Raw genomic sequence first — 23,434 nt, 5'->3', positions numbered from 1 at the left:
TCGTGTTCACGCCATGGAGCGGGAGGCCGCGGCCCCCGCGCTGTCTTCGGTATCGCCCACCGCCACCAGCGGCTTCTTCACGCCGAACAGCTTGGGCACCATCACCGCCGCGGAGCCCTGTTCGACGTTGCCCTGCCCGGTCACGTGGTAGACCACGGTGGCCGCGGAGACGATGCGCAGCGAATGCGTGACCACCACCACGGTGCGCACCTTGGCCACCGCGAGCATGGTGGCGAGCAGGTTGCGCTCGCTCTGGAAATCGAGGTCGTTGCTGGGCTCGTCGAGCACCAGCACCGAGGGCTTGCGCAGGAAGCTCATGGCCAGCGCGAGCTTGCGCCGCTCACCGACGGAGAAGCCCGTGCCGCCCTCGCCCACCACGGTGCGGTAGCCGTCGGGCAGGCGCGAGATGAAGTCGTGCGCGCCGGAGAGCTTGCAGGCTGCGACGATCTGCTCGTCGCTCTGGCCCGGCGCGCCGCGCCGCATCACGTCGACCAGCGCGCCGCCGAACCAGTAGACCTCTTGCGACAGATAGCTGATCCAGCGCGACAGCTCTTCGCGGCCGAACTGCGAGAGGTCGTATTCGCCGATGCTCACGGTGCCGCGCGTGGGCGTGTACAGGCCCGACACCAGCTTCACCAGCGTCGACTTGCCCGCGCCGTTGCGTCCGACGATCACATGCAGCCCGCCGGGGCCGATGTCGAGGTCGACGTTCTCCAGCACCTGCTGCTGCGCGTTCTGCGTGAAGCTGAAGCTCACGTCGCGCAGCGTGACGCGGCCCAGCGGCTGCGGCAGTTCCATGCCCGTGGGCGGCTTCTCGACCGGCTCGCGCAGCACGGTTTCGAGCCGCTTGGCGGCTTCCTTCGCGGTGGCCAGCGAGCGCCAGTTCGACACCAGGCCGGCCACCGGCTGCAGTGCCTTGAGCGCCAGCATGTTGGAAGCGACCAGGCCGCCCACCGTCATCCACTGCTCCATCACCGACACCGCACCCACGGTGACGACGATGACCGAGAACACGGTCAGCAGCACGGTGGTGCCGTCGCGCGCGGTCTCGATCTGGCCGTTCTTGGTGAAGCTCTCGGTGAGCCAGGCGTTGTAGGTCTGGCGCCACATCTCGATGGTGGGACCGTCGTTGGCCTGCGTCTTCAGCGTCTCGCGCGCATGGCAGATCTCGGAGGTGATGCGGTCCAGGCCGCGCCCGCGCTGCACCTCTTCCACACGGCCGGTGCGCACTTCGTCGGCCCACCACCACGCCAGGAAGGACATGATGGCCAGGAACACGGCCACCACCGGCAGCACCGGCAGCGCGACGATGCCGATCACGATCAGCGCGAAGATGGCCATGGGCAGGTCGAAGATCGATTGCGCGAGGCCGCCGGTGACGGTGCCGCGCACCGAACCCACGTCGCGAAAGTACAGCTGCCACGACGACGCGGGCCGCGACTCCAGCGCGCGCAGCGGGCGCGACAGCATCGAATTCAGCAATGCACCCGACACGCCGTGGTCGATGATGGCGCCCGCGTTGCGCAGCAGGCGCGAGCGCCGCGTGCGCAGCCAGAACTCGATGCACAGGAAGAAGAAGATGCCGCTCACCAGAGCGGCGAGCGTCGAGGTGCCGCTGCGCGACAGCACGCGGTCATACACCTGCAGCAGGAAGATCGAAGGCAGCAGCCCGAACAGGCTGATGGGGAGCGAGCGCCACGCCGCGCCCTTGACCAGCGGATAGGCCGCGCGAAACGCTTCATGCAACGCGCCCGCATAGGGACTGGCACCAGGTTCGTCTGGCGTGTCGGCAACCAACTGGCTGGGCAAGAGGAACTTGATCATGGGAAAAAGCCGATCCGTCGTGCAATGACGCCTGCCTCATTATCAACTGTTACCCAGCTGTTACAAGGCAAAAATTCACTCTCCACGCGACTCAGCACACAGGCACGCGCACCTTCGACGGCTTGGCTTTCACAGACTGCTCCGGTCCCGGTTGCGCGGCGCTTCCCGTTACCGCGCAACCGGCCGGACTCCCTGACCTGACAGCTTTCGTTTGATGGGGCAAACCCTCTGCGAACACCAATGCGATGTTGGCGCACAACAGCATGCACAGCACCCATGCGCACAGCAGCTGGAGCCAGCCCAGCCACCAGCGTCGTGGCGCTGCCAGTGCCTCATGCTCGTAGGGCGAATGCAATAACGCGTTCCATCTCATGGCAATGCTTTCAAGACCCGGGCAAGCCGGGAAAGACCGATGCCCGCCGAACTCTTGGCCAGCACCCAGTCGCCCGGTTGCAGGAGGCCGCCGAGCGCGGTGGACAGGTCGGACACATCGACGAACCAGTGCGAGCGCACCTTGGTGCGAATGCGCGTGTGCAGCGCCCGCATCAGCGGGCCGCACAGCAGCACGCGATCGGGCTGCGAGGCCAGCAGTTCCGCCTCCAGGTCGAGGTGGTGGCGCTGCGCGGCGGGGCCGAGTTCCTGCATGTCGCCGAGGATCGCCACGCGGCGAGCCGGCTCGCAGGGGGCTTGCGACAGCATCTCCAGCGCCGCGCGCATCGAGCTCGGGTTGGCGTCGTAGGTCTCGTCGATCAGCTTGAAGCTGCCGCCGCCGATGTGAATGGTGTGCAGCGCGCCGCGCCCGCCCGGCGGCTCGAAGTGCGCAAAGGGCTCGACCGCCGCGGCCAGCGGCAGGCGCAGCGCCTGCAGCGCGGCAAGCGCCGCGATGGCGCTCGCGCCCATATGGCGGCCCGGCGCATTGAGCCGCAGCTGGAAGGGCTCGCCCATCACCAGCGCCTGCACCTCGCCGTGGTCGAAGGCGAGCAGGCGCACGTCGGCGTCCTTGTGCTCGCCGCAGGTCACGATCTGCAGTTGCTGCGTCATGGCGGCGTCGGCGAAGGTCGCGAACTCGGGCATGTCGCGGTTCAGCACCACGCTGTCGCCAGGGGCCATTGCCTGGAAGATGCGGCTGTCCAGCCGCGCAGCGGCTTCCGAAGGGCCACGGTGCTTTTGCGACGCGGCCGACAGCCCGGTCACGACGACGAGCGAGGGCCGCACCAGTTGCGCCGAGGCCGGCATCTGCGATGCACCCATCTCCATCACCCAGTAGGCCGCGTGCCGCGGCATGCAGGTCATGTTCCAGGCGATGCCTGAAGGCAGGCTGATGTTGCCTTCAGGCTGCGCGACCTCGCCCCACACGGTGAGCGCGCCGGCCAGCATGGCGGTGACGGTGCCGCTGCCGGCGCCGCTGCCGAGCACGCCGCACACGCGGCCGGTGAATTCGCAGCGCGCATGGTCGCCCAGCAGCAGCACCGACTGCAGCACGTTCTGCACCTTGAGCACCGGCACGCGCTTGTCGAGGTGCGGCTTGGGGTCGGTACACAGCACGGCGGCGGCAGGCTGCAGCACGCCCTTGAGCGTGACGGCCGCCAGCGGCGTCTTCGACGGGCGCGTCTGGTGGTCGAACACCACGCGGCCCTTGCGCATGAAGGAGCGCTGCGTGACGCCGCTGGCGCGCCAGCCGTCCTCGGGCTTGACGACCCACTCGCCGCCGGTGACGCGAGCCATCTCGCTCGCGGTCCAGGCCGGGCCGTCGTCGCGCGCGCCGCCGCCGGTGCCGCCCACACCGCTGGCCGCCGCCAGCGCGCGGCGCTCCAGCAGGTAGCGGTGGTAGGCCACGAAGCCCGACACGTACTGCTCGACGTCGTCGATGCGCACGCGGAACGAGTGATGCCGGATGAAGAAGGACCCCACCACCGTCGACGGCCGGCGGAAGTACATCGCCATCTCGGGCCAGAAGAAACCGTTGAGCAGGTAGTGCGCGCGGTAGTCGAGCGCCCGGTAGAACTTCTCGGTGTCCAGCTCGTCGAGCAGGTGCCGCATCGCGGGCATGCCTTCGAGCCGCTGCAGCATCTGCTGCGCGGCCAGCATGAGTTCGAGCAGCGTCGGAAACGTGGTCTTGCGGTCGAGCACGAAGTCCAGGTACCCCGCCACGTTCTGCAGGCCGAAGCGAAAGTATTTTTCCTGCGGGCTCCAGTGCGTGAGCTCGTTGACGCAGCAGCTCAGCCAGTGGTCGTGCGACTGCCATTGCTGGCCCGCGATGAAATAGTCGAAGGCTTTTTCGACCACCGCCAGCCACTGCGGGTCGCGCGTGAGGCTGTACAGGCGCATGAGGCCGTAGACCGCCTCGCCGTCGTAGTAAATGATGCGCGAGGCCTGCTTGACCGAGAGGTCGGTCGCATGCAGCACGTGGTTGAAGCGGCCGGTCTCCGGGTCTTGCAGCGACGCGATGCCGAGCGCGAGCTTGTCGATGAGCGGCAGCCAGTGGCGCGTGTCCATCAGCTCGCAGTACTTCACGAGCGCGAGCACGCAGGCCGCGTTGCCGCCCAGCTTGATCTCGCCGCCGGTGTCCACCAGGAAGGCCGCGGCGCGGCCGTCGGCCAGCGTGTAGTCGCGGATCAGCCAGCTGGTCATGTGGTCGATCGCGCGGTCGATGGCCGAGCGCAGGGTCTCGTCGCGCGTGAGCTCCCATGCTTCGAGCATGGCGTAGACCGCGCTCGCATGGCGCATGGCGTCGTAGGTCGGAATGCGCCGGTCGAAGCACGGGAAGTAGCCGTACACGAACAGGCCGTCGCTCTGCACCTGCCGCGCGAGGTACGACGAACCGCTGCGCACGAGGTCGAGCACCGATTGCGGGTTGAGCGCCGGCAGCTGCCGGCGGCCCGCGTCGAGCCCCGTGCCGACGAGCTTGTGCACCACGCCGTCGGGCTGGCAGAACACGCCCACCATCGCGAGCAGGTAGACCGGCTGCTCGGCCGGCATGTCCAGCGGCGGCGCGCGCTCGAAGCGGGCCAGGCCGTAGACCTCGAAGTTGCGCGGGTTCACCACCGAGTGCGCGATGGTCGAGTCGCCGCACAGCATGGCGTTGGCATTGAGCTCCTGCTCGGTGAAGGCGATCTCGAAGTCCTGGTCGAAAGCCAGGCCGAGGCGGAAGTAGTTGCGCTTGACCGCGGTGAGCTGCGTCTTGAACTGCACCCACTCCATCGGGCTCGCGCCCTCGACCCAGTCGATGCGCAGCCACGGCGACACGATGCCGCGCTCGCGCACCCAGCGCCCGACGGACTCCGCGCCCTCGCGCCATGCCGTCTCGAAGTCGGCGGCGCGCGCATGCACCACGTGGGCACGCTGCGCGCCGTCGCTCACCGAGAAGAAGAGCGTGAACGCCGGGTACGGGGCAGGCAATGCCGCGCACACCGACACCAGGCGTTCGTGGCAGGCGTGGAGCTGATCCTGGAAAGACATCATGCGGCCCCGATCGAATGCGGGAAACCGGTCGCGCCCGTCATCTGCCCATGCCTCGACGTGTGCGCGGACCGGAAACTGCCGTCGAAGTCATCGCTTGGCACCGGCTTCAGCGGTAGCTGAATTCGGCGCGGCGATTGAGCTGATAGCCCTCCTCGGTGGTTGCGAGCGACGCGGGTTTCTCCGTGCCCCAGCTGATGGCCTCGACGCGCTCGGCCGGCACGCCCAGTTGCATGAGCGCGCGCTGCACGGCGTCGGCACGGCGCTGGCCCAGCGCCAGGTTGTATTCGCGGCCGCCGCGCTGGTCGGTGTTGCCTTCGATCACAACCCGGCTCGACGGCCGGTTGCGCATGTAGCTCGCGTGCGCCTCGACGATCTTCACGTACTCGGACTTGATGTTGTATTTGTCGAAGTCGAAGTAGACGATCTTCGACACGCCCGCCGGGCCGTTCTGCACCGGCGGCGGCGCAGCGGGCTCCACCTTCGCAACGGCGCTCGCGCCCTTGTTCGAGTAGTAGTAGGTCGCGTCGTCGCGACCGGTCTTGGGGGCCGCGCAGCCGACCAGGATTGCTCCGAGTGCGACGATGGCCAGTATCCGGAAATTCTTTTTCATATCCAATCCTTTCGCGGGACAGGCCGGTGGCGGCCTGTCCCTGGTGCTTCCGCTCCCCACCCCTCCTTCTGCTGTTCTTGTGAATCAGCCCAACAGGCCGTGAAGGATGTTGGTCACCGGCGACAGCGCACTGCCGGCCGGGCTGTGTTCGACCAGGCTGGTGATCGGCGTCACGACGTCGGTCACCAGCGGCGTGGTCACGTGCTCCACGGTGTTCACCACGCTGGTGACGACATCGGTCACCGGTGCGGCCGCATGGGACGCGCCGGCCAGGATGTCGGTCACCGGCGCCGTTGCATCGGACGCCGCGTGCGTGACGTTCGAGGCGACCGAGCTGACGGTGTCCGTGACGCCGCTGGCGACGCTGCTCACCGGCTGCAGGATGTTGGCCACCGGGCTGCTGCCGCCCAGCAGGCCACCGAGCAGTCCGCCGACGAGGCCGTCGTTGCCCAGCAGGCTGCCGACCAGGCCGTCGTTGCCGAGGACACCACCGAGCGCGCCACCCGAGCCGGTGCCGCCACCCAGCAGGCCACCCACGAGGCCATCGCTGCCGAGGACGCCGCCGAGCAGGCCGCCTTCGCTGCCGCCGAGAACGCCGCCCAGGACGCCTTGATCGCCCAGCACACCGCCGAGCAGGCCACCGTCGGTGCCGCCACCCAGCAGGCCGCCCACGAGGCCGTCGCTGCCGAGGACGCCGCCGAGCAGGCCGCCTTCGCTGCCGCCGAGAACGCCGCCCAGGACGCCGTGGTCACCCAGCACACCGCCGAGCAGACCACCGTCGGTGCCGCCGCCCAGCAGGCCGCCCACGAGGCCATCGCTGCCGAGGACGCCGCCGAGCAGGCCGCCTTCGCTGCCGCCGAGTACGCCGCCCAGGATGCCGTTGTCGCCCAGTACACCGCCGAGCAGGCCGCCGTCACCGCCGAGCACACCGCCCAGCAGGCCGTTGTCACCCAGCACGCCGCCGAGCAGGCCGCCGTCGCCGCCGAGCACACCACCCAGCAGGCCGTTGTCACCCAGCACGCCGCCGAGCAGGCCGCCGTCGCCGCCGAGCACACCGCCCAGCAGGCCGTTGTCACCCAGCACGCCGCCGAGCAGGCCACCGTCGCCGCCGAGCACACCGCCCAGCACGCCGTTGTCGCCCAGCACGCCGCCAAGCAGGCCGCCGTCGCCGCCGAGCACACCGCCCAGCACGCCGTTGTCACCGAGCACACCGCCAAGCAGGCCACCGTCACCGCCGAGCACACCGCCGAGCAGGCCGTTGTCACCCAGCACGCCGCCGAGCAGGCCACCGTCGCCGCCGAGAACGCCGCCCAGCACGCCGTTGTCACCCAGTACGCCGCCGAGCAGGCCGCCGTCGCCGCCGAGCACACCGCCCAGCACGCCGCCGTTCAGCAGGTTCGCCACGCCGTCCGTGAGGTAGTCCACCTGCGTATCGACGGCATGCAGCACCGCGGTCGTCGTACCCGTGCCCAGCAGTTGGTCGGTCAGCGGGCTCAGCAGGCCGCCGACGCCGTCGGTCACCTGGCTCACCACACTGTCGACCGGGTCGAGCACGTTGGGGCTGTTCGAGTTGAAGGAAGTGCCGAGCACCGGGCCGAGCAGGCCGTCGACCGTGTCGGTCAGGCTGTCCGTGAGGCCGACCACCGGCGTGAGCACGTCGCCCAGGCCGAGGTCGCCGAGAACGCCGTGGTTCAGGCCGTTGGCCACGCTGCCGACGACGCTGTCGACCGGGTCGAGCAGCGCTGCGCCGTTACCCGGCGTGCCGCCGTTGCCGATGCCGCCCAGCACACCGCCGAGCACGCCACCCAGCAGGCCGTCGCTGCCCAGGAGGCCACCGACCAGACCGTCGTTGCCCAGCAGGCCGCCGACCAGGCCGTCCGGCCCGAGCAGTCCGCCGCCGAGGCCGTCGCCGCCGAGCACGCTGCCCAGGCCGCTGTCGCCCAGCAGGCCGCCGACGAGGCCGTCGTTGCCGAGCAGGCCACCCACCGGGCCGTCGCTGCCCAGGAGGCCGCCGACCAGGCCGTTGTCGCCGAGCACGCCGCCGAGGAGGCCGTCGTTGCCCAGCAGGCCACCCACCAGGCCGTCGTTGCCGAGCACGCCGCCGAGCAGGCCGTCGCCGCCCAGGAGCCCGCCGACCACGCCGTTGTCGCCGAGCAGGCCACCCAGAAGGCCGTCATTGCTGAGCAGGCCGCCCAGCGCGCCGTTGTCGCCCAGCAGGCCGTCGACCACGCCCTTGTCGCCGAGCAGGCCGCCGAGGGCACCGCCCAGCAGGCCGTTGTCGCCACCGAGCAGGCCGCCGAGCGGGCTGTCGGTGATCAGGCCGGACACCACGCCATGCTCGCCGAGCAGGCTGTCGACCAGGCCGCCGTGATCCAGCAGCTGGCCGGTGAGGCCGTCGCTGCCCAGCAGGTTGGACAGCGCACCGTCGCCGCCGAGCAGGCCGCCGACGAGGCCGTCGTCACCGAGCAGGCCACCCACCGCGCTGCCTTCGCCGAGCAGGCCGCCCAGCAGGCCCTGTTCGCCAAGCAGGCCGCCGGTGAGGCCGCCGATGGCGCCCTTGTCTCCGAGCAGGCCACCCACGAGGCCGTCGCTGCCCAGCACTTCACCGAGCAGGCCGCCGACGACACCCTTGTCGCCCAGCAGGCCACCGACCAGGCCGTCCTGGCCGAGCAGGCCGCCGACCAGGCCCTTGTCGCTGAGCAGGCCGGACACGAGGCTGCCTTCGCCCAGCACGTTGCCGAGCACGTCGCCGATGACGCCGTCCTTGCCCAGCAGCTGGTCGGTCACGCCGCCGAGGCCCAGGGCACCGGTCAGGCCGCTCACGATGCCGTGGTCGCCGATGAGGTTCTCCAGGCCGTTGTGCAGCGCGTCGGTCAGGTAGTCGACCTGCTGGTTCAGCGTGCCGAGGATCTGGTTGGTGGCGCCGGCGCCCAGCAGGCCGTCGAGCGCCGGGCTCAGCGCGCCGCCCAGCAGGTGAGTGACGTCGGTGACGGTGTTGTCGACCGGGTCGAACTCGTTGGGGTTGTTGGGCGTGAAGGTGGTCCCGAGCAGCGGGGACAGCACATTGTCGAGGACGTCGGTCACGCCATCGACCACGTGGGTCACGGGGGTGAGCGCACCGCCGAGACCGAGCGCGCCGCTGACGCCGTCGACGACATGGCTGACGAGGCCGTCGCCCGGATCGAGGAGGTGGTCGCCATCGGCGTCGGCGTCTGCATCTGCATCCGAGTCGGCATCTGCGTCCGCGTCAGCATCCGAATCGGCGTCGGCGTCGGCATCCGAATCGGCGTCAGCGTCGGCGTCTGCATCGGAGTCGGCATCTGCGTCGGCATCCGAGTCGGAGTCGGCGTCAGCGTCTGCATCCGAATCGGAGTCCGCGTCGGCGTCGGCATCCGAATCGGAGTCCGCGTCGGCGTCGGCATCCGAATCAGCGTCCGCGTCTGCATCGGCGTCCGAGTCGGCATCGGCATCGGCATCGGCATCGGCGTCTGCATCCGAGTCGGCGTCCGAATCCGCGTCGCCGTCGGCATCGGCATCCGAGTCCGCGTCGGAGTCCGCGTCCGCATCGGAGTCAGGTGTGGTGGGCGTGGTCGGGGTCGTGGGCGTGTTCGGATCGCCGGAGGACACAAGCAGCGGAATGCCGGACGCGCCGCCACCACCACCGCCGCTGAGCGCGGCACCCAGTGCCGCGGCACCCAGGGCACCCAGCGCGAATTCGCCCAGGCCGATGCCGCTGCCGGCAGCGAGCTTCTTGGTCACCGCCAGCGCGGCCGCGTCGGCGTCGCTGTCGGGCGGGGTCACTTGCAGGTCGCCCGAGGCGACATCCACATTCACTTGTTCGAGGCCGCCCGGCAGCTTGGTCGAGCCGATGGTGGCGTCGGTGCCGCCGGTGAAGACGCCGGCCAGCGGCGCCTTGTTGGTGGCGGAGCCGGGGAACAGCACGTTGGCGTGGCCGTCTTGCGGCACGATCACGCGGTCACCGGCAATCAGGGTCTGATTGCCATCGACCGGAATGCGGACACCGTCGCGCATCACTGCGACGCCGGGCGTGGCATTCGATAATGTCCCGATGCTGGCCGGACCGGCAGCAGCAGCGGGCGCCGCCGAACTCAACGCGCCGGGAGTGCCGAGCGGAGTAACGGTGGCCTGGGCAATGACAACAGGAGCTGCGCCATTGGCGGCGGCAAGTCCTTCGGTCGAAACGGTCGATGCTTGTGGAGCGTTCATGGCAGCCTCTGTGACAAAAGATGCCTACTAAGGGGCAACTAGCGTGCCGCTTTGGTCCAGCCCCGTGCCAAGCTGCTTGCCGATGACGCAACCTGTTGATTTTTATGGATATTTTTCTTTTTGACGGCCTGCCGGCCATGTGTGGAAACAGCTCGTAAGCAGGTCATTTCGCGATTCGTTACGTTACGGCGTAACGCTTCGTCACCGGAACGCCGGACACATCGAGCCCCCGAAAAAGCGACCTTTCGGCTGACCTCCTCACCCGTCTTCACCCCTCTTCGCCTTCCCTACCCTTCTCGCACCTATCTATATATGTTCAACCCCTCCCAGGAAGACGTGCGCCGCTTCTTCTGCGACGTGTACGCCAAGCACCGGCAGGGCTTGCCGATGGAAGCGCTCGAGACCATCGCCGCCGGCTGGATCGACCAGCACCCCGAATATCACGAGGACCTGGCCGATGCCGACGCGGCGGTCGCGCGGGTCTATGACGGATCGAACGGGCGCGAGAACCCGTTCCTTCATCTGTCGATGCACCTGTCGATCAGCGAGCAGTGCTCGATCGACCAGCCGCGCGGCATCCGCCAGGCCGTCGAGCTGCTGGCCGCGCGGCGCGGCTCGCTGCTGCATGCGCACCACGAGGCAATGGACTGCCTGGGCCAGATGATGTGGGAGAGCCAGCGCGCCGGCAGGCCGCCGGACGGCGAAGGCTACGTCGCCTGCGTGCAGCGCCGGGCGACTAAGGACTGACCCCCAGGCTGCGCGCACTTCGTGTCGCTTCGCCAACCCCCTTGCAGGGGGCAACACCTGCGGCCCGGCAAAGCCGGTTCCGCGGCGTTCCTGGCGAAAACCGGCTAGCCGCCGCGCTTTTGTCTGGCCGCTGGTGGCACCGCCCCCTGCTCTTTGGCCGCCTCGCGCAGCAGCGCGGCCATCGCGGCGCGCAATGCCGAAGGCTCGGCATCGCTGCGCTGCAGCAGGCCGACCGGCTCCTCGGTGCCCGCCGTCTCGATGCGAAGCCGCACCAGGCGGCCTTCGGCCAGTTCGCCACGCGCGGCGCCCAGCGGCGTGATCCACACCGCATCGGACACCGCCACCAGCGCGCGCGCCACCGCCACGTCGAGCGTCTGCAGCGCATTGGTCGGCAGCACCAGGCCGCGGGCCGACAAAAAGCTCTCGGTGTTGTGGCGCGGGATCGTGCCTTCGCCGTACACCACCAGCGGATAGCCGAGCACCGCCTGCACCGACGCCGCCTTCAGCGCCAGCGGATGCCCCGCCCGTACCGCGAACACCAGCGGCTCGGTGTGCAGCAGCTCGAAGCTCAGGCCGCCCATCAGGCGCGGATCGCTCATGCGGCCGACCACCAGGTCGAGCTCGCCGGCGCGCAGCTCGTCGAGCAGCGCGCCGTTGGCGGCGCTCTTCACCACGATCTGCACCTGCGGCCAGCCGTCGCGCAACCGCGCCAGCGCCGTCGGCAGCAGGGCCGGCGCCACGCTCGGCAGCGCGCCGATGCGCAGCCGCTCGATGCGCCCGCCCGCCGCCGGCGCCACCGCCTGCGCGCTGGCGTCGAGCGCCTCCAGCACGCGCAGCGCATGCGCCAGCAGTTGCTCGCCGGCGGCCGTGAGGCCCTGCACGCCGCGCCGGCCGGCCTTGCTGCGATCCACCAGCCGGGTGCCGACGATGGCCTCGAGTTCGGACAGCGTCTTCGACACCGCCGGCTGGCTCAGCGCCAGCCGCTCGGCAGCGCGCGCGAGGTGCCGCTCCTGCGCCACAGCGACGAGGCAGCGCAGATGGCGCAACTGCACGTTGCGCAAGAAGTCCTGGCGAAGATCGGTCGGGATTTTCAATGCCTGCTGGTTATTGATAACGGAGCAATCTTCAATTTACATCATCGAACGGTGCTTCGAGAATCTGGGCTTCCGGATTCGTCCCACGACAGGAGACAACGTTCATGTTGACCAAGACCAAGGGCAGCTCGCCCATCCTCACCCCGCGCGACTGGGAAGCCCATCCCAGCTACGTGTACCCCGGCTACAAGTCCACCGTGAAGCGCGGCCCGCAGAAGCCGCTGATTCCGCTGAAGGCCTCGCTCGGCGAGCTGCAGCAGCCGGTGTACGGCCACGACAGCATCGGCGAGTTCGACCACGACCTCACGCGCAATGCACGCAAGAACGGCGAGCCCCTGGGCGAACGCATGATCCTCACGGGCCGCGTGCTCGACGACCGCCGCCGTCCGGTGGCCAACACGCTGGTCGAACTCTGGCAGGCCAACGCCTCGGGCCGCTACGTGCACAAGGTCGACCAGCACGACGCGCCGCTGGACCCCAACTTCCTTGGCGCGGGCCGCTGCCTGACCGACAGCGAAGGCCGCTACCGCTTCCTCACCATCAAGCCCGGCGCCTATCCCTGGGGCAACCATCCGAACGCCTGGCGTCCGCAGCACATCCACCTGTCGCTGTTCGGCCAGAGCTTTGCGAGCCGCCTGGTCACGCAGATGTACTTCCCCGGCGACCCGCTGCTGCAGTACGACCCCATGGTCACCGGCACGCCCGAGCGCTACCGCAACCGCCTGATCGCCGACTTCAGCCTCGACATCACCGAAGAAGGCTACGCACTGGGCTACCAGTTCGACATCGTGCTGCGCGGCGCAGACGAAACGCCTTTCGAAACTCGATGAGCCAGGAGACGCAAACCATGTTGATGACCGCACAGGAAGCCGACTTCGGCCAGACCCCCTCGCAAACCGTGGGCCCGTACTTCGCCTACGGCCTTACCGCCACGCAGTACGGCTACGACTTCGACCAGCCCTTCGATGCCGTGCTCGCGCTCGACAACGCCAGCGGCCAGCGCATCCGCCTCGAAGGCCGCGTGATCGACGGCGACGGCAACCCGATCAACGACGCGCTGGTCGAGATCAGCCAGCCCGACGGCGAAGGCCGCTATCCGCAGACGCCCGAAGAAGCGCGCGCCATCGGCTTTCGCGCCTTCGGCCGCGTCGGCACCGGCACCACCGAGGGCAACCGCTTCGTGTTCCACACCGTGAAGCCCGGTGCAGAGTCGCCCGGCGAAGCGCCGCACATCAATGTGATCGTGCTGATGCGCGGCCTGCTGCTGCATGCGTTCACGCGCGTGTACTTCAGCGATGAAGCCGAAGCCAACGCGAAAGACGCAGTACTGCAGAGCGTGCCGGCCGAGCGCCGTCACACGCTGATCGCCGAGCGCGTGGAGCAAGGCGGCGCGGTGACCTACCGCTTCGACATCCGCATGCAGGGTACGGACGAGACGGCCTTCTTCGACATCTGATCTCAGGGAAATCCCGGACAAAAAAATGCCCGCTCTCAGCGGGCATTTTTGTTTTGAAGCGGGGCTGCTTATTCGGCGCCGTGGTGGATGCGCGACTCGGGCACCGTCTTCAGTTCGCCGGGCAGCGAGCTGATGTAGGTGGCCAGCGTCTTGAGCTCGGCCGTGGTGAACTTCTTCTCTTCGACCTGCTGGCCCATCACCGCGTTGGAGCGGCCGAGGTGCGGGTTGTTCTTCACGCGGTAGGACTTGAGCGCGACGAACAGGTAGTCGGCATGCTGGCCGGCCAGCTTGGGCACGGTGCCGTCGTTCGGCGTGTTGAAGTTGGCGCCGTGGCACTTGGTGCAGCTGTTGTCGGCGTTGCGGGTGATGAGCGCCTCGACGTTGGCGGGCGTGGCCTTGGCCAGCGTGGCGGGCGGTGCGCCGCCGTCCTTCAGGCCGAGCTGGCTGTAGTAGGCAGCGAGGTCGGCAATGTCCTGCTCGGTGAGCGTGTCGGCAATGGCACGCATGGTGGGGTGCTTGCGGTCGCCGCCCTTGTACGCGGTGAGCGCGGCCGTGATGTAGGTGGCGCTCTGGCCGGCGATCATCGGCACCTTGTGGATCTCGGGGAAGCTGGCCTGGTAGCCGATGATGCCGTGGCAGCCCACGCACATGGCTACCTTCTTTGCTCCGTCCTGGGCCTTGCCAGTGACTTGCTGGGCTTCAGCCGAGACCGTCACGCAAGCGACAGCAAGGGCAAACATCGTGGTCAACAACTTGTTCATTTTGCGCGCACAATCTCGTGGAGAGTACAGTTTTTCGGATCAACATTCGATTATATGCAGGGGTCCCCTGGAACCCTGTGCAGGCCAACCCTGAGGCCGCACGACGCAAATCGAGTGTGTTCTTTTCTCCACCCCGGCCTCAGTCCCACTCATCTCACTCATGAAATTCCAGGGCTCAGACAATTACGTCGCCACGAAAGACCTGATGCTCGCGGTCAACGCGGCCATCACCCTCAAGCGTCCTCTGCTCGTCAAGGGCGAACCCGGCACCGGCAAGACCATGCTGGCCGAGGAAGTGGCCCAGTCGCTCGGCCTGCCGCTGCTGCAGTGGCACATCAAGTCGACCACCAAGGCACAGCAGGGCCTGTATGAATACGACGCGGTGAGCCGCCTGCGCGACTCGCAGCTCAAGGACCTGGACGGCGGCGAGCGCGTCAGCGACATCAACAACTACATCATCAAGGGCGTGCTCTGGCAGGCCTTCACGGCCGACCAGCCGGTGGCGCTGCTGATCGACGAGATCGACAAGGCCGACATCGAATTCCCGAACGACCTGCTGCGAGAAATCGACCGCATGGAGTTCTACTGCTACGAGACGCGCGAACTCATCCGCGCCAAGCACCGGCCCGTGGTGTTCATCACCTCGAACAACGAGAAGGAACTGCCCGACGCCTTCCTGCGCCGATGCTTCTTCCACTACATCAAGTTCCCCGACGCGGAGACGATGAAGCACATCGTCGCGGTGCACTTCCCCGGCCTCAAGCAGGAGCTGCTCACCGCCGCGATGAAGACCTTCTACGACGTGCGCAACCTGCCCGGCCTGAAGAAGAAGCCCTCCACCTCCGAGCTGCTCGACTGGCTCAAGCTGCTGGTGGCCGAAGACATTCCGCTCGAGGCACTGCAGAGCAAGGACGACAAGGTCGCCGTGCCGCCGCTGGTGGGCGCGCTGCTCAAGAACGAACAGGACGTGACGCTCTTCGAGAAGCTCGTCTTCATGCAACGCAACAACCGCTGAACCCATGAGCGGCCAGAAACACTCCACCAAGCAGCTCATGAAACTGGGCATTGCCCAGGCGGTGCTTTTCATGGTGGGCGCAATGCTAGGTCGCGGGCTCGGGCTGCTGCTGGGCCTCGACGCCTTCGGCAGCGGCGAGTACAACAAGCGCGAGCTCTTCGGCATTGCGCTGATCGGCCTGGGCGGCGGTGCCGGTGCACAGGCCGCGCGCGTCTGGTACGTGCACAAGTACGGCGATCCGCGCGGCTGAAGAATCACAAAGAGAAGGTGCTGAAGATGGCGTTCGTCGAACCTGTCACGCTGAAGGCCCGCGGCCTCGCGCTGGTGCCGCTGTCGCTCGAACACGAAGAAGGCCTGCGCGCCGCGGCCGCCGACGGCGAACTGTGGAAGCTGCGCGTCACCTCCGTGCCCGAGCCGCAGGACACGCGCGCCTACATCGAGACCGCGCTCAAGACCGCCGACCGCTTCGCCTTCGCCGTGACCGACGAGGCCACCGGCACAGTGCTCGGCAGCACCAGTTTCCACGACATCCTGCCGGCGGTGAAGCGCGTGGAGATCGGCTACACGTGGTACGCCGCGCGCTGCCAGCGCACCCACGTCAACACCACCTGCAAGCTGCTGATGCTCACGCATGCCTTCGACGCGCTGGGCTGCAACGTGGTGGGCTGGCGCACAGACAACTTCAACTTTGCGTCGCAGCACGCCATCGAGCGCCTGGGCGCGAAGAAAGACGGCGTGATCCGCGGCCATGCGATGCGCCGCGACGGCACCATCCGCGACACCGTCATGTACAGCCTGCGCGCGGGCGAATGGCCCGAGGTGAAGGCACAGCTGCTGTACCTGCTCGACAAGCCGCGCGGCTGACTGACAGACACACAAGGAGCACCCCATGCTCATCGACTTTTTCTACACCCTGCGCTCGGCCAAGCTGCCGGTGTCGGTCAAGGAATACCTCACGCTGCTCGAGGCCCTGCAGGCCGACGTGGTGGGGCCGAACTCCGACGGCGCCTACGGCATCGACGATTTCTACTACCTCTCGCGCACCGCGCTCGTGAAGGACGAGAAGCACTACGACAAGTTCGACCGCGCCTTCGCCGCCTATTTCAAGGGCGTGGAGATGCTGACCGACTTCACCAAGGAAGTGCCCCTCGACTGGCTCAAGAAGACGCTGGAGCGCGAGTTCACGGCCGAAGAGAAGGCCAAGATCGAGAAGATGGGCTGGGACGAGCTCATGGAAACGCTCAAGAAGCGCTTCGAGGAGCAGAAGGAGCGCCACGAGGGCGGCAGCAAGTGGATCGGCACCGGCGGCACCTCGCCCTTCGGCAACGGCGGCTACAACCCGCAGGGCATCCGCATCGGCGGCGCGGGCAAGAACAAGAGCGCGGTGAAGGTGTGGGACCAGCGCGCCTACAAGGACTACGACGACACGCAGGAGCTGGGCACGCGCAACATCAAGGTCGCGCTGCGCCGGCTGCGCAAGTTCGCGCGCGAGGGCCATGAGGAAGAGCTGGACCTCGACGACACCATCCATTCGACCGCGGCCAACGCCGGCTTCCTAGACATCAAGATGCGGCCCGAGCGCCACAACAACGTCAAGGTGCTGCTGCTGATGGACGTGGGCGGCACCATGGACGAACACATCCAGCGCGTGGAAGAGCTGTTCTCGGCCGTGAAGACAGAGTTCAAGCATCTTGAATTCTTCTACTTCCACAACTGCGTGTACGACTTCATGTGGAAGAACAACAAGCGCCGCTTCTCCGAGAAGTTCGCGACCTGGGACATCCTGCGCAAGTACAACAAGGACTACAAGCTCATCTTCGTCGGCGACGCGACCATGAGCCCCTACGAGATCCTGCAGCCCGGCGGCAGCGTCGAATACAACAACGAAGAGGCCGGCGCCGAATGGATCCAGCGCCTCACCCACACATTCCCCAAGTTCGCGTGGATCAACCCCGAGCCGCAGGGCGTGTGGCAGTACCGCCAGAGCATCGCGGTGATGCAGCAGCTCATGTCCAACCGCATGTATCCGCTGACCTTGCGCGGCCTCGAAGAGGCCATGCGCATGCTGTCGAAGTAAGTAGGACGAAGCCGGCGATCTGGCGGGGCCTTCAGGAACCGGCCGGGCTTGCTGTCAGAATCCGCCCATGTTCAGGGTGGTTCCAGTTTCCTTGCCGGCGTGGTGGCCGGCTTTGCTTTTTTCCGGCGTCCTGCTTCTGCAAGGCTGCAGCCTGCTGCCGAAGAAGGAGCCGTCCGAAGGCAAGCCCGTGGCCGGCCTCGTGCGCGGCGGCAGCGCCGCCGATACCACCAAAGACGACAAGAACACAGACGACAAGAAGGACAAGGCAGACAAGCGCGACGCCTTCACCGTCGACGTGCGCGGCCCCGAGGCCGTGCGCGACTACCTCGCGCTGCACCTGGAAATCCAGCGCTACCGCGAGCTCGACGACCTCGGCGCCACCGAAATCTCCCGCCTCATGGTGGCCGCCGAAGCCAATGCCCGCGAGCTGCTGGGCACCCTCGGCTACTTCACCCCCACGCTGACGCTCGAACTCAACGAAACGCCCCAGGGCGCCAAGGCCCCGCGCGAAATCGTCATCAGCGTCTCGCCCGGCGAGATCACCAAGGTGAGCAACGTGCAGATCAGCTACGGCGGCCCCATTGCCAATGAAGCCACGGCCGAAGCCCAGCGCGATTCGATCCGCACCGGCTGGGCCCTGCGCGCCGGCCAGCCCTTCACCCAGCAGGCCTGGGACGAGGCCAAGACCACCGCGCTGCGCAGCCTCACGGCCAAGCGCTTTCCCACCGGCAATATCGAAATCAGCCGCGCCGAGGTCGATGCCGACCGCCACGAAGCGCGCCTGAGCGTCACTTACCAGTCGGGGCCGGCCTACAAGTTCGGTCCGCTGGTGCTGCACGGCATCCAGCGCTACGACCCCGACGGCGCGCGCCGCATCGCCCGCCTGCCCAGCGGCCAGGACTACGACCAGCAGAAGCTGCTCGACGCCCAGCAGAGGCTGGCCAGCAGCGGCTACTACGACTCGGTGTTCCTCACGCTCGACACCGAAAGCGGCAACCCGCTGGCCGCGCCCGTCATCGCGCAACTGCGCGAGGCGCCGTTGCAGAAGGTGGTGCTGGGCGCCGGCTTCACCACCGACAACGGCCCGCGCCTGTCGGTCGACCACATCCACAACCAGGTGCCGCTGCTCGGCTGGCGCGCGGTGTCGCGACTGTCGGTAGACCGCGACATCAAGTCGCTCAGCACCGAGCTCAACGCCATTCCCGACGACCACGGCTGGCGCTGGTTCTCCGGCGCGGAGCTGAAAAGCGAGCAGTCGGGCAGCTACGTGGTCGACAGCGGACGCCTGCGCGGCGGGCGCAACAAGTCGAGCGACCACATCGACCGCAGCTACTTCCTGCAGTACGACTACTCGCAGAACCGCGGCACCAATGCGCCGCCCTCGGCTTCCGCCGTCACCGCCAACTGGGGCTGGACCGGGCGCTACTTCGACAACAACTCCGCGCCCTCGCGCGGCTTCGGCCTTGCGCTCGAAGTGGCCGCGGGCTACACGCTCACCGGCGAGCAGACGCCTTTCACCCGCACCTACGCCCGCTGGCTCGGCGTGGTGCCGCTGGGCTCGAGCGACGACAAGGAAACCAACGCGCGCCGCAGCCGCGTCCAACTGCGGCTCGAAGGCGGCGCGGTGGCGGCCAAGGACACCGCGCAGATTCCCTCCACGCTGATGTTCCTGACCGGCGGCGACACCACCGTGCGCGGCTACAGCTACAAGCAGATCGGCACCGTTCGCGCCGACGGCACGACCGTGGCCGGCCGCTACCTGGGCGTGGCAAGCGTCGAGTGGCAGCGCCCCTTCGTCTACAACAACAAGCTCACCGACTGGGAGAGCGTGATGTTCGTCGATGCCGGCGCCGTGGCCGACAAGCCCGCCGAGCTCAAGCCCAAGGTGGGCGTGGGCGTGGGTGCGCGCTGGCGCAGCCCGGTGGGGCCGGTGCAGGCCGACCTCGCCTACGGCGTGGACAGCAAGAGATTCCGCCTGCACTTCCGCCTCGGCTTCAACTTCTGATTGCCTGCCGATGCAGACCGACGCCAACAACACCGATCCCGCCGCCACGCCGACGCCGCCCCCCGTCGTGCGGCGCTCGCGCACGCGCCGCGCGCTGCGCGCATTCGCCTGGACCGTGCTCGGCCTTCTCGTGGCCGTGCTGCTGCTGGGCGCGGGCGCGTGGTGGTGGCTGGGCTCGAACAAGTCGCTGGCCTTCGCGCTCGCACAGGCGGCGCAGCGCCTGCCGGCCGGGCAGACGCTGGAGAGCCGCGACGTCACCGGCTCGCTGCGCACCGGCGGCCACATCGGCTGGCTCAAGTACCAGAGCGAGAGCATCGCCGTCGAAGTGAACGACGCCACCATCGGCTGGCAGCTCGCGCCGCTGTTCCAGCGCAAGGTGCAGCTCGGCGAGGTGCATGCCAGGCAGGTGCTGATAGAAAAGCGCGGCCCGCCGAGCGACAAGCCCACAGAGCCGCTGCAGCAGCTCGCGCTTCCGGTCGACGTCGACGTGCCCTTCCGCATCGACGAAGTGCGCTGGGCCGGCCCGCCCGCGCTGCAGGCGCTCAACCTGTCGGGCAGCTACAGCTACAAGGCCGCCGAGCATGCGCTCGAGGTCAAGGGCGTGGACATTGCCGACGGCCACTACAGCGCGCGCGTCAAGCTGCAGGGCCCCGCGCCAATGGCGATCGACGCCTCGCTCAACGGGCGCGTGAAGGCGCCGCTGGCCGAAGACCACGACATCGACGTGCTGGCCGAAGCCACCGTCAAGGGCACGCTCGCAGGCACCGAGGCGCGCCTTCAGGTGGCCGCCGAACTCAAGCCCGCCGAGGAAAACGCCGACGCCCCGATGGAAGCCAGGCTGCAGGCGCAGATCGCGCCGTGGCTGCCGCAGCCGGTGATCGACGCCAAGGCCGACCTGCGCAACGTGGACGCCTCCAGCCTGTGGCCCGGCGCGCCGGAGACCCGGCTCACCGGCACCGTCGAACTCACGCCCGACGCCGACACCGGCCCGGCCGCATGGAAGGCCTCGGCCGACATCCGCAACAGCGTGGCCGGCCCGTGGGACGAAGAGAAGCTACCAGTCGAACAGGTGCAGGCCCGCGTCGGCTTCGACGGCACCAGCTGGACCATTCCCGAAGCCACCGTGCGCGCAGGCGGCGGCCGCATCGACGCGGCCGGCAAGTGGAGCCCCGCGCCCGCCCCCTGGCAGGCCCAGGCCACCGTGCGCGGCGTGCGGCCCGGCTCGCTGTACAGCGAGCTTTCCGGCGCGCCGGTGAGCGGCACGATCAAGGCGGAGCAGAAAGAAAGCACCATCAGCTTCGACGCCGCGCTGCGCGCTGAAGGCGGCGCCGGCAGCAAGGCGCTGCCCGGCTTCGCGCTCGACCGCGCACTGGCCCAGGGCCAGTGGAAAGACCAGGTGCTCGACCTGCGCACGCTGCGCATCGAAGCACAGCGCGCCAGCCTCGACGGCAAGCTGCAGGTGCGCGTGGCCGACCAGGCCGGCAGCGGCAAGCTCAACCTCGTGCTGCCGGGCGGCAGCGCGCAGGTCGAAGGCCGCATCGCGCCCACCACGGGCGGCGGCGACATCAAGGCCAGCATCGACGATGCCGACGCCGTGCAGCGCTGGGTGCAGGGCCTGCCAGGGCTGTCGAACGTGTTCGCGAACGCCAGCGCCAAGGGCTCGGCCAAGCTCGACGCAAGCTGGCAGGGCGGCTGGCAGACCATCCAGCGCCGCCTGCAGAACGCGAACGCGCCGGCGCAGCGCGGCATTGCCGAGCCGACGCTCAAGGCCATGCTCGGCGTGCCCCGGCTCGACCTGCACCTGCCGGCCTCGGAGCCCGGCGCCGCCGCCACCGCCGTGCAGCTGAACGGCCTGCGCGCCGAACTCGCTGGCAGCCTCGCGCAAGCCAGCCTCACGCTGCAGGGCGAAGCCACCACCGGCACCCAGAAATTCACCATCGACACCCGCGCCAGCGGCGGCCTCGCTGGCACCGACCAGTGGCGCGCCGCGCTCGCCAGCCTGCGCCTGCAGGCCCAGGACAGCGCCCGCCCCGGCGCCCCCTGGGTGCTGGAACTGAGCCGAGAAGTGACGGCCACCATCCGCAGCACCAGCGGCAATGCCGCGCGCCTGGACGTGGAAGCCTCCGCCGCCGCTGCCACCCTGCGCGGCCCCGTGCCCGGCACCGTGCGCATCGACTGGCAGCCGCTGCGCTTCAGCCAGAGCGGCGCGGCGCCCAACCGCGTGTTCCGCGTGCAGTCCAAGGGCCAGCTGCAGGGCCTGCCGATGGCCTGGGCCGGCGCGCTCGGCGCCAACACCACGCTGGGCGAATACGGCATCAGCGGCGACCTGATGTTCGACGGCGACTGGGACATCGACGCCGGCGACACGCTGCGCGCCAAGGCCCGCATCGCACGCCAGAGCGGCGACATCCGCGTGCAGGCCGGCGAGGCCGCGCTGGTCACGCGCATCGTGAGCACCGGCACGGGCACCGCCAGCGAACGCACCATGAACTCGGCCACCGCCCCCAACGGCGTGGAAGCACCCAGCACCCCGGCCGGCCTGCGCCAGGCCGAGCTGCGGCTCGACGCGCAGGGCGACGCCGTGCGTGCCACCCTGGCGTGGGACAGCGAACGCGCCGGCAAGATCAACGCCGACATCGACACCCGCGTGCAGCAGCGCGCTGGCGGCTGGCAGTGGGCGCCCGACGCGCCGCTGGGCGGCACCATCAAGGCCAGCCTGCCCAACCTGGGTGTGTGGTCGATGCTCGCGCCGCCGGGCTGGCGCATTGCCGGCACGCTCGACGCAGCCGCCACCCTGTCGGGCAACCGCGCCGTGCCGCGCTGGAACGGCACCCTGGGCGCCGACAAGCTCGCGCTGCGCGCGCCGGTCGAAGGGCTGGACCTGCGCGACGGCCGGCTGCGCGCCTCGCTGAACGGCGAGCGCGTCGAGATCACCGAATTCACGCTCAAGGGCGGCGCCGGCAGCTCCGCGCGCATTGCCGGCCAGAGCGGCAACCGCAGCACCGCGGCCAGCGAGGCCCGGTCCGACGGCGGCACCCTCTCGGCCAGCGGCGACCTCAGCTGGGGCCCGGCCAGCGGCACCGCATCGGGCGTGCGCATGGCCATGCAGGGCCAGTTGCGCGCGCTGCGGGTGCTGGTGCGCACCGACAGGCAAGTCACGCTGTCGGGCGACCTGCAGGCCAGGCTGGACAACGGCCAGTTCACCGTGCGCGGCAAGCTCAAGACCGACCGCGCCGTCATCATCCTGCCCGACGAAACCGCGCCCAGCCTGGGCAGCGACGTCGTCGTGCGTTCCGCCGCCAAGGACCGCGAGGCCGCCGAGGCGGCACAGCGCGAATCGGAGCGTGCCGATGCCCAGGCCGCGAAGCCGCAGACCGCCAAGCCGCCGGACATCGTCGTCAACTTCGACCTGGGCGACGACTTTGCGGTGCAGGGCCGCGGCATCACCACCCGCCTGGAAGGCGACCTGGAAATCCGCAGCACCCTGCTGAACGCGCCGCCGCGCATCACCGGTGAAGTGAAGACCGTGAAGGGCCAGTACCGCGCCTACGGCCAGCAGCTCGACGTGGAAACCGGCGTGGCCCGCTTCAACGGCCCCTTCGACAACCCCGCGCTGGACATCCTGGCCATCCGCCCGAACCTGTCGCAGCGTGCGGGCGTGCAGATCACCGGCACCGCGCAGTCGCCACGCGTGAAGCTGTACTCCGAGCCCGCCCTGTCGGACGCAGAAACCCTGTCATGGGTGATTCTGGGCCGCGCATCCGCCACCAGCGGCGGCGAATCGGCGCTGCTGCAGCAGGCCGCGCTGTCGCTGCTCGGCAAGATCGGCGGCAGCGGCTCGGGCGGCAGCCTGGCCAGCCGCTTCGGGCTGGACGAACTGGGCTTCAAGGGACCGGGCAGCGGGGGCGACCTGCGCGAATCGGCGGTGACGCTGGGCAAGCGGCTGTCGAAAGACTTCTACATCACCTACGAGCGCAGCATCGGCGGGACCTTCGGCACGCTGTTCATCTTCTACGACCTGACCACCAAGCTCACGCTGCGGGGGCAGGCGGGGCAGACGAGCGGGTTGGATCTGATCTATACGGTGAAGTACGACTGATCGAAGTCCGGTGCAGGGAAGGCGCGCCGCCAAGCTGGTAAAGTGCGGGCCGCCACC

Annotated in this window: 15 protein-coding genes; 9 read left to right on the top strand and 6 right to left on the bottom strand. The window is 68.8% G+C overall.

Annotated elements, in window-relative coordinates:
• Positions 1–6: 6 nt before the first annotated feature.
• From ACQY8B_RS01055 to ACQY8B_RS01040, 4 genes are all read right to left on the bottom strand, one after another.
• Positions 7–1,824, bottom strand: coding sequence for a peptidase domain-containing ABC transporter (locus tag ACQY8B_RS01055; protein WP_422085006.1), 1,818 nt, complete (start codon positions 1,822–1,824; stop codon positions 7–9).
• A 369-nt stretch (positions 1,825–2,193) separates the two neighbouring features.
• On the bottom strand, positions 2,194–5,286 hold the full coding sequence (locus ACQY8B_RS01050; protein ID WP_422085005.1) for a glutamate ligase domain-containing protein: 3,093 nt from the start codon (positions 5,284–5,286) through the stop codon (positions 2,194–2,196).
• A 106-nt stretch (positions 5,287–5,392) separates the two neighbouring features.
• A complete protein-coding gene (pal, locus tag ACQY8B_RS01045) occupies positions 5,393–5,896 on the bottom strand; it encodes a peptidoglycan-associated lipoprotein Pal (RefSeq protein ID WP_422085004.1) in 504 nt (167 codons plus the stop codon).
• An 84-nt stretch (positions 5,897–5,980) separates the two neighbouring features.
• Positions 5,981–10,123, bottom strand: a complete 4,143-nt coding sequence (locus ACQY8B_RS01040) for a hypothetical protein (protein WP_422085003.1) — start codon at positions 10,121–10,123, stop codon at positions 5,981–5,983.
• A gap of 312 nt (positions 10,124–10,435) precedes the next feature.
• Between ACQY8B_RS01040 and ACQY8B_RS01035 the strand changes: the two genes are divergently transcribed.
• The gene (locus ACQY8B_RS01035; protein WP_081271722.1) at positions 10,436–10,870 is read left to right on the top strand and encodes a DUF1841 family protein; all 435 of its coding nucleotides are present in this window, start codon (positions 10,436–10,438) and stop codon (positions 10,868–10,870) included.
• Positions 10,871–10,974: 104 nt separating this feature from the next.
• Here the strand turns inward: ACQY8B_RS01035 and ACQY8B_RS01030 are convergent, their stop codons facing one another.
• A complete protein-coding gene (locus ACQY8B_RS01030; protein WP_422085002.1) occupies positions 10,975–11,964 on the bottom strand; it encodes a LysR substrate-binding domain-containing protein in 990 nt (329 codons plus the stop codon).
• 104 nt (positions 11,965–12,068) lie between these two features.
• Here ACQY8B_RS01030 and pcaH point away from each other — a divergent pair, with 104 nt between their 5' ends.
• Entirely contained in the window at positions 12,069–12,794 is a 726-nt protein-coding gene (gene pcaH / locus ACQY8B_RS01025; RefSeq protein ID WP_422085001.1) for a protocatechuate 3,4-dioxygenase subunit beta, read from the top strand.
• A gap of 17 nt (positions 12,795–12,811) precedes the next feature.
• On the top strand, positions 12,812–13,420 hold the full coding sequence (gene pcaG / locus ACQY8B_RS01020) for a protocatechuate 3,4-dioxygenase subunit alpha (protein ID WP_422085000.1): 609 nt from the start codon (positions 12,812–12,814) through the stop codon (positions 13,418–13,420).
• A 68-nt stretch (positions 13,421–13,488) separates the two neighbouring features.
• On the opposite strand, the gene ACQY8B_RS01015 is transcribed toward pcaG, so the two are convergent.
• Complete coding sequence (locus tag ACQY8B_RS01015; protein ID WP_237676073.1) at positions 13,489–14,181, bottom strand: c-type cytochrome; 693 nt, start codon at positions 14,179–14,181, stop codon at positions 13,489–13,491.
• 160 nt (positions 14,182–14,341) lie between these two features.
• Between ACQY8B_RS01015 and ACQY8B_RS01010 the strand changes: the two genes are divergently transcribed.
• The 6 genes from ACQY8B_RS01010 (at position 14,342) to ACQY8B_RS00985 (ending at position 23,377) form a co-directional block, all read left to right on the top strand.
• On the top strand, positions 14,342–15,196 hold the full coding sequence (locus ACQY8B_RS01010) for an AAA family ATPase (RefSeq protein WP_422084999.1): 855 nt from the start codon (positions 14,342–14,344) through the stop codon (positions 15,194–15,196).
• A 4-nt stretch (positions 15,197–15,200) separates the two neighbouring features.
• Positions 15,201–15,446 carry a hypothetical protein gene (locus ACQY8B_RS01005; protein WP_422084998.1) on the top strand — a complete coding sequence of 82 codons (246 nt, stop codon included), beginning with the start codon at positions 15,201–15,203 and terminating at the stop codon, positions 15,444–15,446.
• A gap of 26 nt (positions 15,447–15,472) precedes the next feature.
• Complete coding sequence (locus tag ACQY8B_RS01000; RefSeq protein WP_422084997.1) at positions 15,473–16,060, top strand: GNAT family N-acetyltransferase; 588 nt, start codon at positions 15,473–15,475, stop codon at positions 16,058–16,060.
• A 25-nt stretch (positions 16,061–16,085) separates the two neighbouring features.
• The gene (locus ACQY8B_RS00995) at positions 16,086–17,273 is read left to right on the top strand and encodes a vWA domain-containing protein (RefSeq protein ID WP_422084996.1); all 1,188 of its coding nucleotides are present in this window, start codon (positions 16,086–16,088) and stop codon (positions 17,271–17,273) included.
• A 67-nt stretch (positions 17,274–17,340) separates the two neighbouring features.
• Positions 17,341–19,278: an autotransporter assembly complex protein TamA gene (locus tag ACQY8B_RS00990; protein WP_422084995.1), complete on the top strand. Its 1,938-nt coding sequence runs from the start codon at positions 17,341–17,343 to the stop codon at positions 19,276–19,278.
• A 10-nt stretch (positions 19,279–19,288) separates the two neighbouring features.
• The gene (locus ACQY8B_RS00985; protein WP_422084994.1) at positions 19,289–23,377 is read left to right on the top strand and encodes a translocation/assembly module TamB domain-containing protein; all 4,089 of its coding nucleotides are present in this window, start codon (positions 19,289–19,291) and stop codon (positions 23,375–23,377) included.
• Positions 23,378–23,434: the final 57 nt, after the last annotated feature.

Origin of the sequence: Variovorax sp., assembly GCF_965279555.1 — a bacterium.
Lineage (GTDB): Bacteria > Pseudomonadota > Gammaproteobacteria > Burkholderiales > Burkholderiaceae_C > Variovorax.
Note: the sequence above shows the minus strand (reverse complement) of the source record. Positions and strands in the feature narration are given on the sequence as shown.